We start from the raw sequence: 19,489 nt of genomic DNA on the forward strand, positions 1-19,489 counted from the left end.
CCCGACGCCCATGACACCCGCGGCAGACGAGACGGCCCCCACGGGTGCGGCCGCGGCGCCCAGCGGTGGCGGTGGCGGTGGCGCTCGTGGCGGCGGCGCGGGCAGGTTCCTTCGCTGGGACACCGCCGTCGGCATCCTGCTGATCGCCGTGATGCTCGCCGGCGCCGGCACCACCGACGGCTTCGCCGAGATCACCAACCTCTCCGCCGCCCTCAACGACATCGCGGAGATCGCCCTCATCGCCCTGCCCATGACCCTGCTCGTCGTCGCGGGCCAGGTCGATCTGTCCGTCGCTTCCATGCTCGGGCTCTCCAGCGCGCTCGCGGGTGCCCTGTGGGACGCCGGCTGGGCGTTCGAGCTGATCGTGCCGCTGTGCCTCGTCGTCGGCGTCCTCGGCGGACTGCTCAACGGCTGGCTCGTCACCCGCGTCGGGCTGCCCGCACTCGCCGTCACCATCGGCACCCTCACCCTCTACCGGGGGCTGGCCTCCGTCGTACTCGGCAACAAGGCCGTCTCCGACTTCCCCGAGGCCTACGCACAGTGGGCCTCCTACACCGAGCCGGTGCCGGGCACGTTCATCCCGTACCCGATCGCCGTGTTCATCGTGCTCGCCGTACTCGCGGCCGTCGTGCTGCACTGCACCGCTGCCGGGCGGGCCTTGTTCGCCATCGGGGCGCAGGAGGACGCGGCACGCTTCGCGGGCATCCGCGTCAGGCGGATCAAGCTCGCGCTGTTCGCCGTCACCGGCTTCATGGCGTCCTTCGCCGGGATCGTCTACACCCTGCGCTACGGCAGCGCCCGCGCCGACAACGGGCTCGGGCTGGAACTGGTCGTCATCGCGTCCGTGCTGCTCGGCGGCATCGACTTCAACGGAGGCAAGGGCACCCTCGGCGGTGCCGTGGCCGGCGTGCTGCTGATCGGCGTCCTCAACAACCTGCTCACCCTCAACGACATCTCCAACGAGATCCAGGTCATCGTCACCGGCGTACTGCTGGTGGCGTCCGTGCTCACGCCGCGGGTGATCGCCCTCGTCACCGAGCGAAGGGACCGGAGGGCGGCCGTCACCTGACGCGGACGGTGGCCGGCCCCGCGGGACCGGCCACCGTCGCCCACGGCCGCTCGCCCGGCTCGACTTCCTTCCCGTGCCCATCAGTTGAAAGGCCCCGCCATGCGAACCACGACACGCCCGCGCCCCCGGCTTCTCGCCGTCGCGGCAGCAGCCTGCACGCTCTCACTGGCCCTCGCCGGATGCTCGGGAACCACCAAGAGCGACGCGAAGGACGACGCCAAGGACGAGGCGCAGGGAGCGAAGGCGGACCCCGACGCGCCGCTGAAGAAAGGGCTGAAGCTGGCCTTCCTGCCCAAGCAGATCAACAACCCGTACGAGAAGATCGTCGACGAGGCCGGGATCGCCGCCGCCGAGGAGTACGACGGCAAGGCCAAGGAGGTCGGCCCCTCCGACGCGAAGGCCTCGTCCCAGGTCAGCTACATCAACACCCTCGTACAGCAGCGGCAGGACGCCATCCTCATCGCCGCCAACGACCCCAACGCCGTGTGCGGGCCGCTGAAGCAGGCGATGAAGCAGGACATCAAGGTCGTCGCCTACGACTCCGACACCGACAAGGACTGCCGGCAGCTCTTCATCAACCAGGCCAGCTCCGAGGAGGTCGGCCGCTCGCTGATCCGCCGCACCGCCGAACAGGTCGGCCACGAAGGCCAGATCGCGATCCTCTCCGCCACGCAGAACGCGACCAACCAGAACGCGTGGATCGAGTACATGAAGAAGGAGCTGAAAAAGCCCGAGTACAAGGACATGAAGCTGGTCAAGACCGCCTACGGCGACGACGACGACCAGAAGTCCTTCCAGGAGACCCAGGGCCTGCTCAAGGCATACCCGAAGCTCAAGGCGGTCATCTCACCGACGACCGTCGGCATCGCGGCCGCCGCCCGCTACATCAGCGACTCCACCTACAAGGGCAAGGTCGTCCTCAACGGGCTCGGCACTCCCAACCAGATGCGCAAGTACATCAAGGACGGCACCGTCGAGGAGTTCTCCCTCTGGGACCCCAAGAAGCTCGGCTATCTCGGTTCCTACGCCGCCGCCTCCCTCGCCTCCGGCCAGATCACCGGCAAGGAGGGCGAGAAGTTCAAGGCGGGCCAGCTCGGCGAGCGCACCGTCGGCAAGGACGGCGAGGTCATCCTGGGCCCGCCCACAGTCTTCGACGAGAAGAACATCGGCAAGTACGACTTCTAGTGCCGGTCACGGCACCAGGAAGGGAGTTGAGCCGTGCAGCGTGTCTGCTTTCTGCTGAAGGTCCGCTCCGGCCGGGTGGCCGAGTACCGCGAGCGTCACTCCGCGGTCTGGCCGGAGATGCTCGAGGCGCTGTCCGCGTGCGGCTGGCACAACTACTCGCTCTTCCTGCGCGAGGACGGACTGCTCGTGGGCTACCTGGAGACGGACGACTTCGCCGCGGCACGCGCCGCGATGGACAGGACGGAGGTCAACGACCGCTGGCAGCGGGAGATGGCCCCCTTCTTCGAACCGGTCGGCTCCTCCGGTACCCGGCGGGCCGACGAGGCGATGACTCCGCTCACCGAGGTATTCCATCTCGACTGACCCGCGGCACACGCAGCGAGGAGCGTCCATTCATGAGCACATCCGCGACCCCCGGTGACGCCACGCCGGGCACGGCCCCCGCCGTGCCGGCCGCGGCCGGTCGTGCGCCCGCCCGCCGCCCCAGGATCGGCCTCGTCGCCGGCGGACTGGGCGCGTACTGGCCCCAGTTCCCCGGCCTGCTGCCCCAGCTGCGCAGATCCGCCGCCCGGGTCGCCGACCGCATGGGCGAGTTCGACGCGGACGTCGTCGACGCCGGTTTCGTCTCCGACGCGCAGGAGGGCGCACAGGCCGCCGAGAAGCTGCGTGCCGCCGGCTGCGACCTGATCGTCGGCTTCCTCACGACCTACATGACGGCGACGATGCTCGTGCCCGTCGCCCAGCGCAGCGGCGCACCGGTGCTGCTGATCAACCTCCAGCCGACCGAGGCCATGGACCACGCCACCTTCGACACCGGACAGTGGCTGGCCTACTGCGGCGCCTGTCCGCTGCCGGAGATGGCCAACGCCTTCGAGCGCGTCGGCGTCGAATTCCGTTCTGTCTCCGGCCACTTGGAGGACGAGCGCGCCTGGCGGCGCATCGGCGGCTGGATACGCGCGGCAGGAGTCCGCGGAGCGCTGCGCTCCTCCCGTCACGGCCTGATGGGGCACCTCTACCCGGGCATGTACGACGTCTCGACGGACCTGACGATGGTGCCCGCCTCCTTCGGCGGACACGTCGAGGTGCTGGAGTTCGACGATCTGCGGGTCAGGGTCGAGGGTGTGGGGCAGAAGGAGACCGCCGCCCGCGTGGCCGAGATCGAGGAGACCTTCGAGCTCGACGCCTCGGTCGACGAGGACGACCTGGCCTGGGCCGCACGTGTCTCGGCGGGACTCGACCGCCTCGTCGACGACTTCGGCCTGGACTCCCTGGCGTACTTCCACCGCGGCCTGGACGGAGAGGTGCACGAGAGGCTCGGAGCGGGGATGATCCTCGGCGCCTCGCTGCTGACCGCCCGCGGCGTCCCGGCCGCCGGAGAGTACGAGCTGCGCACGTCGCTGGCCATGCTGATATGCGAACGGCTCGGCGCGCCCGGCTCGTTCACCGAGTTCCAGGCGCTGAACTTCCGGGACGGCGTGGTCGAGATGGGACACGACGGCCCCGCACACCTCGGCCTCGGCGGACGCCGTCCGCTGCTGCGCGGGCTCGGCGTCTACCACGGCAAGCGCGGATGGGGCGTGTCCGTCGAATGCACCGCTCGCCACGGTCCCGTCAGTCTCGTCGGCGTCGGCCAGACGCGCGACGGCCGCTACCGGCTCGTCGCCGCCGAGGGCCGGGCCGTCCCCGGACCCCTGCTGAAGATCGGCAACACCACCTCCCGCGTCGACTTCGGATGCGACCCCGGCGAGTGGACCGACGCGTGGAGCGCGAGCGGCGTGGGCCACCACTGGGCCCTGGCCACCGGTGAACTGCTGCCGGGGCTGCGCGCGCTGGCCGGTCTGAGCGGTCTGGAGCTGACCGAGGTACGTCCCGGATGAACGGCCCGCCGCGGCGGCCGGACACGGGCATCAGCGGACCGTGCTCCAGCCGGAACCCGGCGTCCGCCGCTCCGGTCTCGGCGTCCCGTCCCCCTGACCGCTGCGTAGCATGAGGGCTCGTGGCAGGAATGGTGGGCATCAAGGACGTCGCGCGAGCGGCCGGGGTCTCGGTCGGCACGGTCTCCAACGTCATCAACCGTCCTCAGACGGTCTCTTCGGCGACCCGCGACAAGGTGCGCTCGGCGATACGGCAACTGGGTTATGTGCGCAGTGAGTCGGCGCGTCAGCTGCGTGCGGGGCGGAGCCGGATCATCGCGTTGCTGGTGCTGGACATGGCGAATCCGTTCTTCGTGGAGGTGGCGAGCGGTGCGGAGCGTGCGGCGCGGGAGGCGGGTCTGGGGGTGATGCTGTGCAACAGCGCGCAGAATCCGTCGGAGGAGGCGGAGTATCTGTCGCTGTTCGCGGAGCAGCGGGTGCGGGGGGTGCTCGTCACTCCGGCGGACACCACCGGCCGCAATCTCGCCCGCTTCCAGCGCCAGGGCATCCCGTACGTCTCCGTCGACCGGGTGCTGCCCAGCGCCGAGGGCTGTTCCGTCTCGGTCGACGACGTGCGCGGCGGCGAACTCGCGGCGCGCCACCTGCTCCAGCACGGCCACGAGAGCATCGTCTACGTCAGCGGTCCCATGCATCTCACGCAGTGCCAGGACCGGTACACGGGTGTCGTGGGCGCGCTGCGTGAGGCCGGTCTGCGTGAGGAGGACGCGCTGCGTCAGGTGGAGTCGGCGCGGCTGGATGTGGCGGCGGGGAGGGATGCGGGGGCGCGGCTGCTGGGAATGTCTCCGCGTCCGACGGCGGTGTTCTGTGCGAATGATCTGCTGGCGCTGGGCGTTCTGCAGTCGCTGTACGAGGCGGGGGTGGAGGTGCCCGGGGAGGTGGCGCTGGTGGGGTATGACGACATCGAGTTCGCGGCCGCCGCGGCGGTGCCGCTGACATCGGTGCGGCAGCCCGCGTACCGGATGGGGCGTGCGGCCGCGGACCTGCTGATCGAGGAGACGGCGGAGGAGACGTCCGGACACGAGCATCAGCGGATCGTGCTCCAGCCCGAGCTCGTCGTCCGCCGCTCCAGCACCCCCGTACGGACCTGAGCGCGCCACGGCGGGCAGGCACCGGCCGGACGGCGGAAGCACACCGGAGCGCACGAGACGGCGCCGCCCCTCCGTGCGATACGGAGGGACGGCGCCGCGGGGACATACGTCAGACGAGCCAGCCGACATAGTGGACGAGACAGGCCAGCGCGTTGGTGATGACGTTCATTCGGTGCTTACTCCTTGTGCTCCTGATTGGGACAACTCACCGGCTCTCGTGGGACGTTGAGCCGGAGACGCATGCGCGGACCGTGGCCCCGCGCTTGCGCACCGTAAGGATCGCCCAACCCGCAGTCACCGGCGCGCGGAATGCGCAGCGGCCAGTCGTTCGGGTGAACGCCCGTCTCCGCGTTCGTACGGCGGCCGGTGCTCGTGAACTGCCGTGGCGGGACCGGGAGTCGGCTCACCGCCGAGGAGCCGGTGGATGTCGCGTGCGGCGGCCCGGCCCGCCCGGTTCGCACCCACCGTGCTCGCCGACGGTCCGTAACCGACCAGGTGGACGCGGGGTTCGCCCACCACCCGCGTGCCGTCCATGCGGATGCCGCCGCCCGGCGCGCGCAGACCCAGAGGTGCCAGGTGCCCGATGGCGGGCCGGAACCCGGTCGCCCACAGCAGTGTGTCCGCCTCCATTCGGCGCCCGTCGCTCCACTCGACGCCTTCGGGCACGATCCGCTCGAACATCGGCTGCCGCACCAGCACTCCGCGTTCGCGTGCCCGGCGCATCTCCTCCGTCATCGGCAGCCCCGTCACGGAGACCACGCTGCGCGGGGGAAGGCCCTGCCGCACGCGCTCGTCGACGAGGGCGACAGCCCGGCGGCCCAGCTCCTCGGCGAACGGCCCTTCGCGGAAGGCCGGTTCGCGGCGGGTGACCCACGCCGTCTCCGCGGCCACCCCGGATATCTCCAGCAGGTGCTGCACGCCGGACGTGCCGCCGCCGATCACGACGACGCGCTTGCCGGCGAAGACCTCCGAGTGCGGGCCCGGATACGTGGCGGTGTGCAACTGCCGTCCGCGGAAGGTCTCCTGGCCCGGAACGCGGGGCCAGAACGGACGGTCCCAGGTGCCCGTCGCGTTGATGACGGCCCGCGCACGCCACACACCCGCCGACGTCTCAACCCGCAGCCGCCCGGTCCGTCCCCGGCCCTCGGCACCGGCTCCGGCTGGGTCCTCGTCCCCTTCCTCGCGGACCGCCCGTACGTGGACGGGGCGGCGCACCGCCAGGGCGAAGGTCCGCTCGTACTCCGCAAAGTACTCACCGATCACGTCGGAGGAGCGGCGCCGCGGGTCGGCCCCGGTCAGCTCCATCCCCGGCAGGGAGTGCATGCCGTGCACCTTGCCGTACGTCAGGGTGGGCCAGCGGAACTGCCAGGCGCCCCCCGGCCGCTCCGCGTGATCAAGGACCACGAAGTCCACGCCGGGCTCATGGCCGAGGCGCCGCAGATGGAAGGCGCTCGACAGGCCGGCCTGCCCGGCCCCGATCACGACCACCGCGACATCCGAGATATCCGCGACATCGTCCATGTCCCCTGCAACGGCCCCGCGCCCTCGGAACTTCCCACGCCCGGACCATGGAGGATGGAGGCATGACCGACGCACTGCAGACCGACGTCCTGCACATCGCCACCGGCTCCGGCGAGACCGTCACCGACCTCACCCGCGAGTGCGAGTCCTTCCTCAGCGGCGCCGCCCGTGGCGGGGACGGGCTGCTGAACATCTTCGTCCCGCACGCCACCGCGGGCGTCGCCGTGCTGGAGACGGGCGCGGGCAGCGACGAGGACCTCCTCGCCGCCCTGCGCGACCTCCTGCCTGCCGACGACCGCTGGCGGCACCGGCACGGCAGCACCGGCCACGGCCGGGACCACGTGCTCCCTGCCTTCATCGCGCCCCACGCCACTCTTCCCGTCATCGCCGGCAGGCTGGAACTCGGCACGTGGCAGTCCGTCTGCCTCGTCGACACCAACGGCGACAACCCGCACCGAAAGGTACGGCTGAGCTTCCTGGGGTGAGCGGGCACCGCGCGCCCTTCAGCACCTGACGCTGCGGCTCAGCCGGGCGGCAGGTCGGCGCTGATGCGCCGGGCCGCCCCTGCCGCGAGCGGCCCGAGCTCGCGGGCACGATCCGCGTCGTAGCGCTGAACGGGCACGGAGATCGCAATCGCGCCGACCGGCCGCCCGTGGGGGTCCACGAGCGCGGCCCCGACGGCGCCGACCCCCGGGCGCCACGCGCAGTCGTTGGTCGCGTACCCGGCCTCGCGCACCCTGCGGAGGTCCTTCAGCACCGCTTGCCGGTCGGCGGGCGTCGTCCCGGAGAAGCGCTCCAGTTCGTCGCCGAGCAGCCGCTCGACCTCCCCGTCAGGCAGCCGGGCGAGGACGGCCCGGCCGCTGCAGCTCGCGTGCAGCGGCACGCGTGCGCCCAAGTGCACCCACGTACGCACCGGTTCGTCGCTGTCCATCCGGTCCACGACGACCAGCTCGCCGTCCGTGCCGTAGCTGACGAGGTGGATGGTCTCGTGGGTCTCGTCCCGCAGCTCCCGCATCGTGGGCAGAGCGGCGTCGCGGAGGCCGAGCCCGACCGAGGCGTGGATGCCGACGGACAGCGCGCGGCCGGTCAGCACCCACCGCGTCGCATCGGTGCGGGACGTGGTCAGCCATTCCGCTTCGCGCAGGGTCACCAGACAGCGGTGGACGGAGGTCTTCGGGATCCCCGTGCTTCTGGCGATCGCGGAGACGCCGACGGGCTGCAGCTCAGCAACTGTCTCCAGAACACGAAGAGTTGTGATGACCGCGCGCATGCCGCTGCCGGCGCCTGGCATCAGTGACCGCCCCCCTTGACCGAGTGCCGTTCCGGATGGTGCCTGCACAACCCTTGACAGTACGTGAGCGCCCTCACCAAGGTAAGGGCGATCGTACCGCCAGATGGTACGTGTTCCGCCTCGCGGAACACCCCTCGTGACGGTCCGATCCGGAACAGCCGGAACAGCCGGAACACGGACAGGGAGTGCTCATGGACGTCGGACGGACGCTGCTGTTCGTCCCCGGCGACCGCCCGGACCGCATCAGGAAGGCCCTGGCGAGCGGCGCCGACTCAGTAGCCGTCGACTTCGAGGACGCGGTCGGCGAAGGGTCGAAGGACGCCGCACGCACCCTGACCGCCGAAGCGCTCACCGGCCTCGTCCCCCTGGAGTCCGGCGGTGCCGGTGGACCCGGCGAGGCAGTGCCGCCGCCCCGTGCCGGGCGACCGGGCGTCCACATCCGCGTCAACGCGCTGGAGACCCCCGAGGCCGAAGCGGACCTCGCTGCGGTCTCGTCCCTGATCGGCAAGGTCCGTCTGGACGGGCTGATCGTCCCCAAGGCCCGTTCCGCGGCCCAGCTCACCGCGCTGGAGGAGATGCTCACCGCAGCCGAGGCGGCCGCGGGCGTCCCGCACGGGCTGCTGTCCTTGCTGCCGGTGGTGGAGAGCGCGGCGGGCGTGCTGGAAGCGGGCGCCGTCGCCGCAGCCGGGCTCCGCGTGCGCATGCTCGTCTTCGGCACGCTCGACCTGGCCGCCGAACTCGGCGTACATCCCACCGCCGACGGCCGCGAACTGCTGCACGCCCGCTCCCAGGTGGTGCTCGCGGCCCGCGCCGCCGGGCTGCCCGGCCCCCTCGACGGACCCCACGCCGCGCTGGACGACGAGGAGGGACTCCTGCGCTCCAGCCGTGCCGCGCGCGAACTCGGCTTCACAGGGCGCGTCGTGCTGCACCCCCGTCAAGTGCGCCCGGTCCGCGAGGCGTTCGCTCCGACGGAACGGGAACTCGGCCGCGCCCGCGAGGTGCTGGCCGCCTACAAGGAGGCCGCCGGGCGCGGCCTCGGAGCGGTACGGCTGAGCGACGGGACGTTCATCGACCGCCCGGTGGTGACCCGTGCCGAGGCCCTGCTCCGCGAGGCGGGCACGGACGTAGCGGGCACTGACTCGGCAGACAGGGCCTCGGCAGGCACGGATGCGGCGGGCCCGGACTCGGACGAGGCGGAGGCGGCCCGGTGACGCCGCCTGCCGCAGCCGCAGGCGCCTCACGCGCGCGGCTCCCGCTGGACGGCGTCACCGTCGTCGCCGTCGAACAGGCCGTCGCCGCCCCGTTCGCGACGCGCCACCTCGCGGACCTCGGCGCCCGCGTGATCAAGGTCGAGCGGCCGGACGGCGGCGACTTCGCACGCGGCTACGACGACGCGGTGCACGGCGAGTCCAGTGCGTTCCTCTGGCTCAACCGCGGCAAGGAGTCGGTGCAGCTCGACCTCAAGGACCCGGCCGCGCTCGAGGATCTCCACCTGCTGCTGGAGCGGGCCGACGCCGTCGTCGCGAACCTCGCCCCTGCCGCGCTCGGCCGTCTCGGTCTCGACGCCGCCGCCCTGCGCGAGCGCCACCCCCACCTCATCGCCTGCCTCATATCCGGATACGCGCCCGACGGGCCCCTCGCCGCCAAGAAGGCCTATGACGCCCTCATCCAGGCCGAGGCGGGAGTGATGTCGCTGACGGGAACCCCCGCGGCACCGGCCAAGGTCGGGGTCTCCATCGCCGACATAGCCGCCGGCAGCTACGCCTTCAGCGGCGTCCTCGCGGCCCTCCGCCACCGCGACACGACCGGCGAGGTGCTGCCCGTCCAGGTCTCCCTCTTCGACGCCCTCACCGAATGGATGGCGCACCCGCTCTACTACACCCGGCACTCGGGCAGCGCGCCCGTTCCCATGGGGACCTCGCACCCTTCGATCGCGCCCTACGGGGCCTTCACCGCCGCCGACGGCACATCGCTGCTGATCGCCGTGCAGAACGAGCGTGAGTGGACGCGTCTGTGCACCGACGTGCTGGACGCGCCGCCGCTCGCGGCCGACGACCGCTTCCGCTCCAATCCCGCACGTGTCGCCAACCGTGCCGCTCTCGACGCCGAGTTGACGCGGCGCTTCGCCGCGCACACCTCCGGGACGCTGACCGGGAGGCTGGACGCCGCCGGGATCGCATGGGGACGGATGACGGCCCTCACCGACCTGCCGTCACATCCCGAACTGGCCAGGGACGGGCGCTGGCTGGACACCGGCACCCCGGGCGGCCCCGTCCGCACCCTGCGTCCGCCCGGCACCCCCGGCGGACGGACCGCCGGAGGCGGGGCGCTGCCGGCCCTCGGCTCGCACACCGCCTCCGTACTCGCCGAACTCCACGCCGACGAGGGAGAGTCATGACCACCCACACCGGCTGGCAGGGCCGGTTCTACGAGGACTTCGTCGTCGGCGACGTCTTCGAGCACCCGCTGGGCCGCACGGTCACGACGACCGACAACATCTGGTTCACGCTGCTCACGCAGAACACCGCGCCGCTCCACTTCGACCACGAGTACGCGCGGCGCACCGAGTTCGGCAAGCCGCTGGTCAACTCCGCCTTCACGCTGGCACTCGTCGCCGGCCAGAGCGTCACCGACGTGTCCCAGAACGTCTTCGCCAACCTCGGCTGGGAGGAGATCTCCCTTCCCTCCCCGGTTTTCGAGGGCGACACCATCCACTCGCGGTCGAGCGTGCTGCGGACGAGGGAGTCCGCGTCGCGTCCCGGCCTGGGAGTCGTCACGGTCCGTACCACCGGCCACAAGCAGACCGGTGAGGTCGTCATCGAGTTCACCAGGACGCTGCTGGTCTACAAGCGCGGCCACGGACCGCGACAAGAGAGCGGCCACGAGAGGGACGAGGAGGGGCAGTGACGAGTGAACTCCGCCGCGACCTGCGCCAGTTGATCGACCGCATTTGCGCGGACCACCCGGACTCCTACTGGCAGGAGGTCGACGCCGCACGCCGCTACCCCGAGGAGTTCGTCGACGCCCTGACACTGACGGGCTGTCTCGGCGCCCTCGTACCGGAGGAGTTCGGCGGGCTGGGCCTCGGCCTCGGCGACGCCTCCGTCATTCTCGAAGGCATCAACGCCAACGGCGGCAACGCCGGCCCCGTACACGCACAGCTCTACACCATGGGCTCCCTGCTGCGACACGGCAGCGACGAGCAGAAGAGGCGCTATCTGCCCGCGATCGCCTCCGGCGAACTGCGGCTGCAGGCGTTCGGGGTCACCGAACCGACCGCCGGCACCGACACCACCAGCATCCGCACCACCGCCGAGCGCACCGGCGACGGCTACGTCGTCAACGGCCAGAAGGTCTTCATCTCACGCGTGCAGCACTCCGATCTGATGCTGCTGCTGGCCCGCACGACACCGCTGGACGAAGTGACGAAGAAGTCCGAGGGGATGTCGCTGTTCCTGATCGACCTGCGCGAGGCCGAGGGCGTCGACCTGCGCCCCATCCGCACCATGGTCAATCACGAGACGAACGAGGTCTTCTTCGACGACGTCCACGTGCCGGCCTCCAGCCTCATCGGCGAGGAGGGCCGCGGATTCCGGTACGTGCTCGACGGCATGAACGCCGAACGCATCCTCATCGCGTCCGAATGCATCGGCGACGGGCGCTGGTTCGTGGAACGCGCCTCCCGGTACGCCAGTGAACGCGTGATCTTCGGCCGTCCCATCGGGCAGAACCAGGGCGTCCAGTTCCCCATCGCGCGGGCACACGTGAACGTCGAGGCCGCGGACCTCATGCGCTGGCGGGCCTGCGACCTCTTCGACGCGGGCGAACCCTGCGGCGCCGAGGCCAACATGGCCAAGCTGCTCGCCGCCGACGCCTCATGGGAGGCGGGCAACGCCGCGCTGCAGACCCACGGCGGCTACGGCTTCGCCGCCGAATACGACATCGAGCGGAAGTTCCGCGAGACGCGGCTCTACCAGGTGGCTCCCGTCTCGACGAATCTCATCCTCGCCCACATCGGCCAGCACGTACTGAAGATGCCGCGCTCGTTCTGAGCCGGCCCCCACCGCGCCCGCGGAACCCCGTCCGACGAGAGAACCCGAGAATCCGGCAGATCCCGCGTCGTCCGAAGGAGGACCCAGAGCACATGACTTCGGCTCCCGGCTACGGGCTGGTGCTGTGCAGCCAGTTCACCTCCGACGACGACGTGGTGGCACGCTTCGCCGAACAGGTGGAACAGGTGCGCTTCGCCCGCGACGCCGGCTTCGGCTCGGTGTGGGCCACGCAGCACTACCTCGCCGACCCGTTCCAGTACCTGCACCCCCTCGCCGTGCTCTCCCGCATCGTCCCCGAGTCAGGCGACATGCGGATCGGCACGGCGATCACGCTGATGGCGCTCCAGAACCCGGTCGACCTCGCCGAGGAGCTGGCCACCCTGGACATCATCAGCGGCGGCCGGCTCACCGTCGGCGCCGGACTCGGCTACCGCGACACGGAGTTCGACGCCTTCGGCGTGCCCCGGCACGCGCGGCTGCGCCGCTTCCTCGACAACCTCGACCTCGTACGCCGGCTGTGGACCGAGGACGAAGTGACCTTCACGGGGGACGCGGTCAAGCTCGACGCCGTACGCCCGGTGCTGCGCCCGGTGCAACGCCCCCACCCGCCGTTCTGGCTCGCCGGGCACACCGACGGTGCGCTGCGCCGCGCAGCGCGGCTGGGCCTGCCCTGGATCGCCGCCGCGGCCCACGTCGACCGCGACTACCTGCACCGGCAGGTGGCCTTCTACCGCGCCGCCTGCGAGGAGCACGGGCACGGTGAGCCCCGCATCCAGGTCCTCCAGGAGATCTACGCGGGCGAGAGCGACGAGTCGGCCGTCGAGGACGTACGTGCCGCGATGACCGTGAAGTACGCCGCCTACCGCGCCTGGGGTCAGGACCGGGTGCTGCCGCCCTCACAGAGCTTCGACGCGGAGTTCGACAAGCTCCGGAAGGGCCGGTTCATCCTCGGCAGCGCCGCCTCGTGCCGGGCGCAGCTCGCCGATCTCGTCGACCACGTGGCACCGGAGAACATCCTGCTCCGCCCGCAATGGCCCGGGATGCCGCAGGAAAAGGTCATGGCCAGCTTGAAACGCCTTAGGGACGAGGTACTCCCATGAACACGAGAGCGATCGGACGGCGGAACTTCCTCTCCGCCGCGGGCCTGGGCCTGGCCGCGGCCGGTGCGGCGGCGTGCGCCCCCGCGAACGCGAAAGGCGGGGGGAAGCGGACGGTGGCCACGTATCTGCCGTCCTCCTACGGCGACCTGTACCCGGGCATCGAGATGTTCAACAAGGCGGCGGCCGAACGCAGCGGCGGACGGCTGGCGTTGGACCTGTACGACTCGGGATCGCTCCTCGGCGCCGAACAGCTCCTGCCCGGGCTGCTCTCCGGAGTCGCAGACGTGATCTTCCAGACCAGCTCGTACGTCTCCTCGACATACCCGGTGCTCGGCGCCATGGAACTGCCCTTCGTCACCGAGGACTACGGCAAGCTCCGCCGCGCCATCGAGCCCGGGCAGCCGCAGTTCGACCTCGTCAACGAGAACCTCGCCCGCAAGGGCGTGCGCATCCTCGGCGGCATGCCCACGACGTTCGAATACCTGTGGACCGTGGACAAGCCGATCCGCAGGCCCGAGGACGTACGCGGCCTGCGCCTGCGCGTCGCGGGCGAGATCGAGGGCGAGACGGTCAAGGCGCTGGGCGGCGCCCCCGTCACCATGGGCTCCGCCGAGGTCTACCAGGCACTGGAGAAGAACACCATCGACGGTCTCGTCAGCTACATCGGCACCGTCGTCTCCCGCGACCTGCAGAAGATCGTCAAGTACGGGACGGCGGGGCACTTCGGCGCCTACACCGTCGACGCGTACTGCCGCAGCGACTGGTACGAGCAGCAGCATCCCGCGGTCCGCAGGGCGCTGGACGCGGCCGGGAAGACGCTGTACCACGAGGGCACCGCCCACATGGTCAAGGTCCACACGGAGGAGTACCTGCCCAAGGTGAAGGCCGCCGGCGTGGAGCTGGTCGAGCCGGAGGGCGCCGGCATGGAGGCCTTCCGCAAGGCGATCGCACCGGTGCACGCGGACTGGAAGCGGCGCCTCGGCGCCCGCACGGCCGCGCAGGCACTCGAATCCATCAGGAACGCGTGAGGGGCCGGGCATGAGCGCACTGAACTCGCTACGCAAATACGTGCTGGCCTGTGCCCTGGCGCTGGCCGTCGTCGCCATGGCCGTCGTCGGACTGATGATGCTGACCATCACCTACGACGTGATCGTCCGCTACGCCCTCGCCGCGCCCACGGACTGGGCGTACCCGCTGAACGCCGCCGGACTGCTCGCCGCGACGTCCCTGGCGGTCCCGTACTTCTACGCCAAGGGCCAGCACATCTCGATGGACCTGGTGCACCGGGCGCTGCCGTCCGGACTGCGCCGTGCCGCCGATCTGGTGACCGCCGCGGCGACCCTCTTCCTCGGGCTGGTGCTCGCCGTGACCGCCTTCCGCTCGATGGCGGTGGCGATCAAGGGCGGTCTGACCGGTGCCGGCACCTTCAGCATCCCCCTGTGGGTCCCCGACGCCGTGCTGTTCACCAGCGGCGTGCTGCTGGCCGTCGTCGCCGTGCTCTTCCCGCCGGGAACCGCGGAAGACGTCGCGGAAGCCGAACACCCGCCCGGCGAGGCCCCGTCCACGGGCGAGGCGCCCGGGGACGCCCCAGCCACCGCGGCACCGTCCGAGGGAGCCCCGGCCCGCGGCGAGGGCCGCGCCGCTCCCGGCACCGGAGAAGGAGAGACCCGCTCATGATTCCCGACTCCGGTGTCGCGGCCCTCGCGGTCGTGCTCCTCCTGCTGCTCATCGCTCTGCGCACACCGATCTTCGTGGCGCTCGCCGTCTCCGGCATCGCCGGACTCATCGGTCTGGACGGCCTCTCCGGCGTCGAGCTGGTGCCGCTCTCCCTCGTCGCGCAGCTCCAGAACTACGCACTCGTCGCCGCTCCGCTCTACATCCTCCTCGGCGAGGTGCTGGCGGTCAGCGGCCTGGGCCGCGACCTGTTCGGCGCGGCGTACCGCTGGTTCAACCGGGTCCCCGGCGGTCTCGGAGCCTCCGCCGTCGGCTCCTCCACGGTCTTCGGCGCCATGTCAGGCGTGAGCATCTCCTCGGTCGCGGTGATCGGCCGCATGGCCGTCCCCGAGATGCTCGCCCGCGGCTACGCCCCGGCGTTCGCCAGCGGTTCCGTCGCCGCCTCCGGGGCGCTCGCGATGCTCATCCCGCCGAGTCTGATGTTCATCCTCTACTCGTCCGTGACGGGCGTGAGCATCGCCGAACTCTTCGCCGGCGGCCTGATACCCGGTCTGCTGCTCGCCGCATTGATGATCGTCTACGTGGTGCTGCGGGCCAAGGTCTCACCGGCGCAGGCACCGAGGGTGGACGAGAGGTTCACCTGGCGGGAGCGCCTCTCGGCGCTGATCAAGATCTCACCCGCACTGGTGCTCATCGTCCTCGTCCTCGGATCGATCTACACCGGATTCGCAACTCCCACCGAGGCGGCGGCCGTCGGCGCGCTCGCCGCGTTCGCCGTGACCGGATGGGTCTACCGGAAGCTGGGCTGGGCGAACCTGCGGACGGTCTTCGTCTCCACCGCGCACGTGACAGCGTCCATCCTGGCCATCGTCGGGGCCGCATTCGTCTTCACCCAGATGCTCGTGGCCGCGCGGATCCCCGATGCGGTCTCCACGTTCGTGGTGGGCCTGGACATCTCGCCGTACCTGGTGATCGCGGCCATCATGCTGGTGCTCGTGCTGCTGGGCTGCCTGGTCGACGCCGCTTCGCTGCTGCTCGTGGTGACGCCGATCCTGGTACCGGCGATCGAGGGACTCGGCTTCGATCCCCTGTGGTTCGGAGTGCTGCTGGTGATCAATCTGGAGATGGCGGTGATCACACCGCCGGTCGGGCTGAACCTGTACACGTTGAAATCCGTGGTGCCCGGACTGGACCTCGCCGACATCTTCCGGGGCATCCTGCCGTTCCTCGCCATCGAGGCCGGAATGCTGGCGCTGGTCACCGCCGCACCCGCGCTCGCCACCTGGCTGCCGGGGCTGATCTCATGATCGCCCGCCTCGCCGACTGGGCCGCGGCGCTCGACCCCCGGGACGCCGACCTCGAACTCGCCCGCACAGCGCTGGTGGACACCGCCGCGGTCACCCTCGCCGCGGCCGGCGAACCGGTCGCCGCCATGACGGCCGGGCTGCCGGAGCCGCTGCGCTGGGCGGCGACGGGACACGTCCTGGACTTCGACGACGTCCATCTGCCCTCCACCTCGCACATCAGCGTCGTGTGCGTCAGCGCGACGCTGGCGTGCGGGGGCGGGCCGCGCGCCTACCTCGCGGGAGCGGGCGTGATGGCCCGGCTCGGCACGGCACTGGGCTGGACCCACTACGGCAGCGGCTGGCACACCACCTGCACAGCGGGAGCACCCGCTGCCGCGGTCGCCGCCGGAGTCGCCCTGGGCCTGGACGAGGACGGACTCCGGCGGGCCATGGCGCTGGCCGTGCCCGCCGCGGGAGGCGTGCAGCGCGCCTTCGGCACCTCCGGCAAGTCCCTCCAGGTCGGTTTCGCCGCCGACGCGGGCGTGCGGGCGGCGCGGCTCGCGGCCGCGGGGGCGACGGCCGACCCGACGGCGCTGGACGACTGGTTCGCCCTGGTCGGGGGTGAGTCGGCGCCCGAGCCGGCAGGGCCCGCCGTCCCCGGCGGACTCGCCGTCAAGCTGCACCCCTGCTGCTACGCGATGCAGCGGCCCATCAGCGCGGCACGCGAACTGCCGGGCGGCGCCCGGCCCGTCGAGGGGATCTCACGTATCACCGTCACCACCCCCGAGGCAGGCATGCAGCCGCTGATCCACCGCCGCCCCCGTACCGGGCTGGAGGCGAAGTTCAGCATGGAGTACGCGGTCGCGACGGCGCTTCTCGACGGCTTCCCCGGCATGGCCGACTTCACGGACGCGGCCGCCGCCCGCCCCGAGGTGCGGCGGCTGCTGGAACGTACCGAGGTGCGCGTACTCCCGGACGGCGCCGCTCAGGGGCTCATGGGAGGCGAGACCCGCGTCGTCGTCGAACGCTCGGGCGGTGAACGGGACGAGGCCGCACTGGAGTTGCCGCAGGGGCACCCGCAGCGTCCCGCGACCGCAGCGGAACTTGCCGCCAAGGTCGCCGCCTGCGTGGGCGAGGAGCGTGCGGCCCAGGTCGCGGAACTGACCTGGGAGGCGGCACCTCAGCTGCTCCGCGACACCCTCCCCGGGCGCTGAACCGACGGCGGGGGGCGAGGCCCGGGCCGGGCCGGGCGGGCGGCAGGTCAGTCCGCGCCTGTGCGTCCTCGGCCCGTCCGCACGCGGCCTGTGCTCACGAGGCCGTGATCCAGCGGTAGGCACGCTCCGCGTCGAACTCGTCCTGGCCGCCCGCGAAGAGCAGCCCCGCCGAGGCGAACCATGCCTCGCCCTCCGTGCCGCGTACGTACGGAACAGCCACGCAGCGCATCCCGGCCCGGTGCGCCGCCTCGGCGCCGGGCGGCGCGTCCTCCAGCACCACGCAGCCTCCCGGCTCCACGCCCAGCCGCCGTGCCGCCTCCAGGAAGACGTCGGGTTCGGGCTTGCCTTCGGCGACCTCCTCCGCGGAGACCCGCACGGGCAGCAGCGCCCCCAGCCCCGACCCCGCGAGCACCGCGTCGATCGCCGCCCGCGAGGAGCCCGAGGCCACGGCGAGCGGATACGCGTCGGCGTGCAGCCGTTCCACGAGGTCCCGCATCGCGGGGAAGACCGGCGTGGAGCGTCCGGCGAGTTCCAGATAGCTGCGGTTCTTCTCCACCAGCAACTGCTCGACGGATGCCGCGATCCGGTGCTCATCGCGCAGCGTCTCCATGGTCTGACGGGTGCTGATCCCGATGAAACGGGTGTGGTCGCGCCATGTGAAGTCCGCGATTCCGTGCGCTGCAAGCACCCGCCGCCCCGCCTCGTAGTAGTGGGGTTCGCTGTCCACGAGGGTGCCGTCGAGGTCGAAGATCACAGCGGTGGCGGGAGAGCTGTCCATGGTCACCAGGGTGCCAAGAGACACTCCGCGGGTGTGAGCAGGGCCGCAGGCGGGTGTGATCGAGTACGCCCCGGCCCCGGTCAGGCGCTGCTACCGTCGGCCAAGATCGCGGAACTCTCTGGCAGGAAGGGCGCAGCGCGGTGAGCGAAACGAACGGGCAGTGGGCCGACAGGGCGTACATCGGATCGTTCACCTCGGCGGGCGGCAGGGGCATCACCACCGCGTCACTCGACCCGGACAGCGGTGCGCTGACGGAGCTGCACCACACCGAGACCGTCGTCCCCGACCCCTCCTACCTCACCCTCGCCGAAGGCCCCGGCGGTCCGGGCAGCCCGGGCGGCCACCTCTACGCCGTCAGCGAGCGAGACACCGGCGGCGCGGCCGTCTTCTCGCTGGCCGACCGGGACAGACCCGAGCCGCTGGGCGAACCGACCCCCGTGCGAGGCGGGGGGCCGACCCACCTGGCGCTCGCCGCCGGCCACCTCGTCACCGCCAACTACGGCTCGGGGAGCATCAGCGCACTGCCCGTACGGGCCGACGGCACGCTGGGCAGCCGCGCGGCCGTGCACCAGCACACCGGAAGCGGCCCCGAGACGCAGCGTCAGGAAGGGCCGCACGCGCACGCCGTCGTGCCCGACCCGACGGGGCGTTGGCTGCTCGCCGTCGACCTCGGCACCGACTCGGTGTGGATCTACGACCTGCGGCGCGCCTGCCCGGAGGGCGAGCCGCTGCCGTACGCGGAGGCGCCGCTGCGCCCGGGAAGCGGGCCGCGGCATCTGGTCTTCCATCCGCGCGGCGACCACGCGTACGTCGTGGACGAGCTCGACTCGTGCGTGACCGTGTGCAGTTGGGACGCGGACACCGGCGAACTCGAAGCCCTCCGCGGCATCGCGACGGTGCCCGACAGCGCCGCCCCGGAACGCAACTACCCCTCGGAGATCGTGGTTTCGCCGGACGGGCGCTTCGCCTGGGCCGCCAACCGCGGCCACGACAGCATCTCGGTGTTCGCCGTCGCCGCCGCCGGCGACTCGATGGAACTCACCGGGACGGTGCCGTGCGGCGGGCACTGGCCGCGCGATCTCGCCCTGCACCCGTCCGGCCGCTGGCTCTACGCCGCCAACGAACGCTCCGGCGACGTCACCTGGTTCGGCATCGACCAGGCCACCGGCACCCCGCGCCGCGCGGGCACGATCGCGGCTCCGGCCGCGAGCTGCGTCGTCTTCGGCTGAGCGGCGCCTGCCGGTGCGGCCACCGGAGGCCACTCATGAAGAGGCGGCGCGCTCCGTCCTCCCCGACG

General features: G+C 71.6%; 19 protein-coding genes. 16 read left to right on the plus strand and 3 right to left on the minus strand.

Annotation, left to right across the window (positions count from 1 at the left end; genetic code table 11):
• Positions 1 to 10 precede the first annotated feature (10 nt).
• The 5 genes from AN215_RS06535 to AN215_RS06555 all read left to right on the plus strand — a co-directional run bounded on the left by AN215_RS06535 (position 11) and on the right by AN215_RS06555 (position 5,276).
• The gene (locus tag AN215_RS06535; protein WP_070009732.1) at positions 11 to 1,069 is read left to right on the plus strand and encodes an ABC transporter permease; all 1,059 of its coding nucleotides are present in this window, start codon (positions 11 to 13) and stop codon (positions 1,067 to 1,069) included.
• Positions 1,070 to 1,168: 99 nt separating this feature from the next.
• On the plus strand, positions 1,169 to 2,254 hold the full coding sequence (gene rhaS / locus AN215_RS06540; RefSeq protein WP_070009730.1) for a rhamnose ABC transporter substrate-binding protein: 1,086 nt from the start codon (positions 1,169 to 1,171) through the stop codon (positions 2,252 to 2,254).
• Between the two features lie 33 nt (positions 2,255 to 2,287).
• Positions 2,288 to 2,617, plus strand: a complete 330-nt coding sequence (locus AN215_RS06545) for an L-rhamnose mutarotase (protein WP_070009728.1) — start codon at positions 2,288 to 2,290, stop codon at positions 2,615 to 2,617.
• A 32-nt stretch (positions 2,618 to 2,649) separates the two neighbouring features.
• Positions 2,650 to 4,131, plus strand: a complete 1,482-nt coding sequence (locus AN215_RS06550; RefSeq protein ID WP_079122749.1) for an L-fucose/L-arabinose isomerase family protein — start codon at positions 2,650 to 2,652, stop codon at positions 4,129 to 4,131.
• Positions 4,132 to 4,259: 128 nt separating this feature from the next.
• Complete coding sequence (locus tag AN215_RS06555) at positions 4,260 to 5,276, plus strand: LacI family DNA-binding transcriptional regulator (protein WP_070009726.1); 1,017 nt, start codon at positions 4,260 to 4,262, stop codon at positions 5,274 to 5,276.
• 294 nt (positions 5,277 to 5,570) lie between these two features.
• On the opposite strand, the gene AN215_RS06560 is transcribed toward AN215_RS06555, so the two are convergent.
• Positions 5,571 to 6,797, minus strand: a complete 1,227-nt coding sequence (locus AN215_RS06560) for an FAD-dependent oxidoreductase (protein WP_079122750.1) — start codon at positions 6,795 to 6,797, stop codon at positions 5,571 to 5,573.
• A 62-nt stretch (positions 6,798 to 6,859) separates the two neighbouring features.
• On the opposite strand from AN215_RS06560, the gene AN215_RS06565 reads away from it, so the two are divergent.
• Positions 6,860 to 7,282 carry a YjbQ family protein gene (locus AN215_RS06565; protein WP_070009724.1) on the plus strand — a complete coding sequence of 141 codons (423 nt, stop codon included), beginning with the start codon at positions 6,860 to 6,862 and terminating at the stop codon, positions 7,280 to 7,282.
• 38 nt (positions 7,283 to 7,320) lie between these two features.
• Here the strand turns inward: AN215_RS06565 and AN215_RS06570 are convergent, their stop codons facing one another.
• Positions 7,321 to 8,088: an IclR family transcriptional regulator gene (locus tag AN215_RS06570; RefSeq protein ID WP_079122751.1), complete on the minus strand. Its 768-nt coding sequence runs from the start codon at positions 8,086 to 8,088 to the stop codon at positions 7,321 to 7,323.
• A 191-nt stretch (positions 8,089 to 8,279) separates the two neighbouring features.
• On the opposite strand from AN215_RS06570, the gene AN215_RS06575 reads away from it, so the two are divergent.
• The 9 genes from AN215_RS06575 (at position 8,280) to AN215_RS06615 (ending at position 17,414) form a co-directional block, all read left to right on the plus strand.
• Positions 8,280 to 9,299: an HpcH/HpaI aldolase/citrate lyase family protein gene (locus tag AN215_RS06575; protein WP_070009723.1), complete on the plus strand. Its 1,020-nt coding sequence runs from the start codon at positions 8,280 to 8,282 to the stop codon at positions 9,297 to 9,299.
• Positions 9,296 to 10,486, plus strand: a complete 1,191-nt coding sequence (locus tag AN215_RS06580; RefSeq protein ID WP_070009721.1) for a CaiB/BaiF CoA transferase family protein — start codon at positions 9,296 to 9,298, stop codon at positions 10,484 to 10,486. Before AN215_RS06575 ends, AN215_RS06580 begins: the two co-directional genes overlap by 4 nt.
• On the plus strand, positions 10,483 to 10,995 hold the full coding sequence (locus tag AN215_RS06585; protein WP_070009719.1) for a MaoC family dehydratase: 513 nt from the start codon (positions 10,483 to 10,485) through the stop codon (positions 10,993 to 10,995). Before AN215_RS06580 ends, AN215_RS06585 begins: the two co-directional genes overlap by 4 nt.
• A complete protein-coding gene (locus AN215_RS06590; RefSeq protein ID WP_070009717.1) occupies positions 10,992 to 12,140 on the plus strand; it encodes an acyl-CoA dehydrogenase family protein in 1,149 nt (382 codons plus the stop codon). Before AN215_RS06585 ends, AN215_RS06590 begins: the two co-directional genes overlap by 4 nt.
• Before the next feature lie 92 nt (positions 12,141 to 12,232).
• Positions 12,233 to 13,240, plus strand: a complete 1,008-nt coding sequence (locus AN215_RS06595) for an LLM class flavin-dependent oxidoreductase (protein WP_070009715.1) — start codon at positions 12,233 to 12,235, stop codon at positions 13,238 to 13,240.
• Entirely contained in the window at positions 13,237 to 14,268 is a 1,032-nt protein-coding gene (locus AN215_RS06600) for a TRAP transporter substrate-binding protein (RefSeq protein ID WP_070009713.1), read from the plus strand. The genes AN215_RS06595 and AN215_RS06600 overlap by 4 nt, the downstream gene beginning before the upstream one ends.
• A gap of 10 nt (positions 14,269 to 14,278) precedes the next feature.
• A complete protein-coding gene (locus AN215_RS06605) occupies positions 14,279 to 14,917 on the plus strand; it encodes a TRAP transporter small permease (protein WP_070009709.1) in 639 nt (212 codons plus the stop codon).
• Positions 14,914 to 16,221: a TRAP transporter large permease gene (locus tag AN215_RS06610; protein WP_070009707.1), complete on the plus strand. Its 1,308-nt coding sequence runs from the start codon at positions 14,914 to 14,916 to the stop codon at positions 16,219 to 16,221. Before AN215_RS06605 ends, AN215_RS06610 begins: the two co-directional genes overlap by 4 nt.
• Positions 16,218 to 17,414, plus strand: a complete 1,197-nt coding sequence (locus AN215_RS06615; RefSeq protein WP_070009705.1) for an MmgE/PrpD family protein — start codon at positions 16,218 to 16,220, stop codon at positions 17,412 to 17,414. Before AN215_RS06610 ends, AN215_RS06615 begins: the two co-directional genes overlap by 4 nt.
• 94 nt (positions 17,415 to 17,508) lie before the next feature.
• On the opposite strand, the gene AN215_RS06620 is transcribed toward AN215_RS06615, so the two are convergent.
• A complete protein-coding gene (locus AN215_RS06620) occupies positions 17,509 to 18,192 on the minus strand; it encodes an HAD family hydrolase (protein WP_070009857.1) in 684 nt (227 codons plus the stop codon).
• 140 nt (positions 18,193 to 18,332) lie between these two features.
• Here AN215_RS06620 and AN215_RS06625 point away from each other — a divergent pair, with 140 nt between their 5' ends.
• Positions 18,333 to 19,421: a lactonase family protein gene (locus tag AN215_RS06625; RefSeq protein WP_070009704.1), complete on the plus strand. Its 1,089-nt coding sequence runs from the start codon at positions 18,333 to 18,335 to the stop codon at positions 19,419 to 19,421.
• Positions 19,422 to 19,489 lie beyond the last annotated feature (68 nt).

The sequence above is a fragment of the Streptomyces abyssalis genome, assembly GCF_001751365.1.
Lineage (GTDB): Bacteria > Actinomycetota > Actinomycetes > Streptomycetales > Streptomycetaceae > Streptomyces > Streptomyces abyssalis.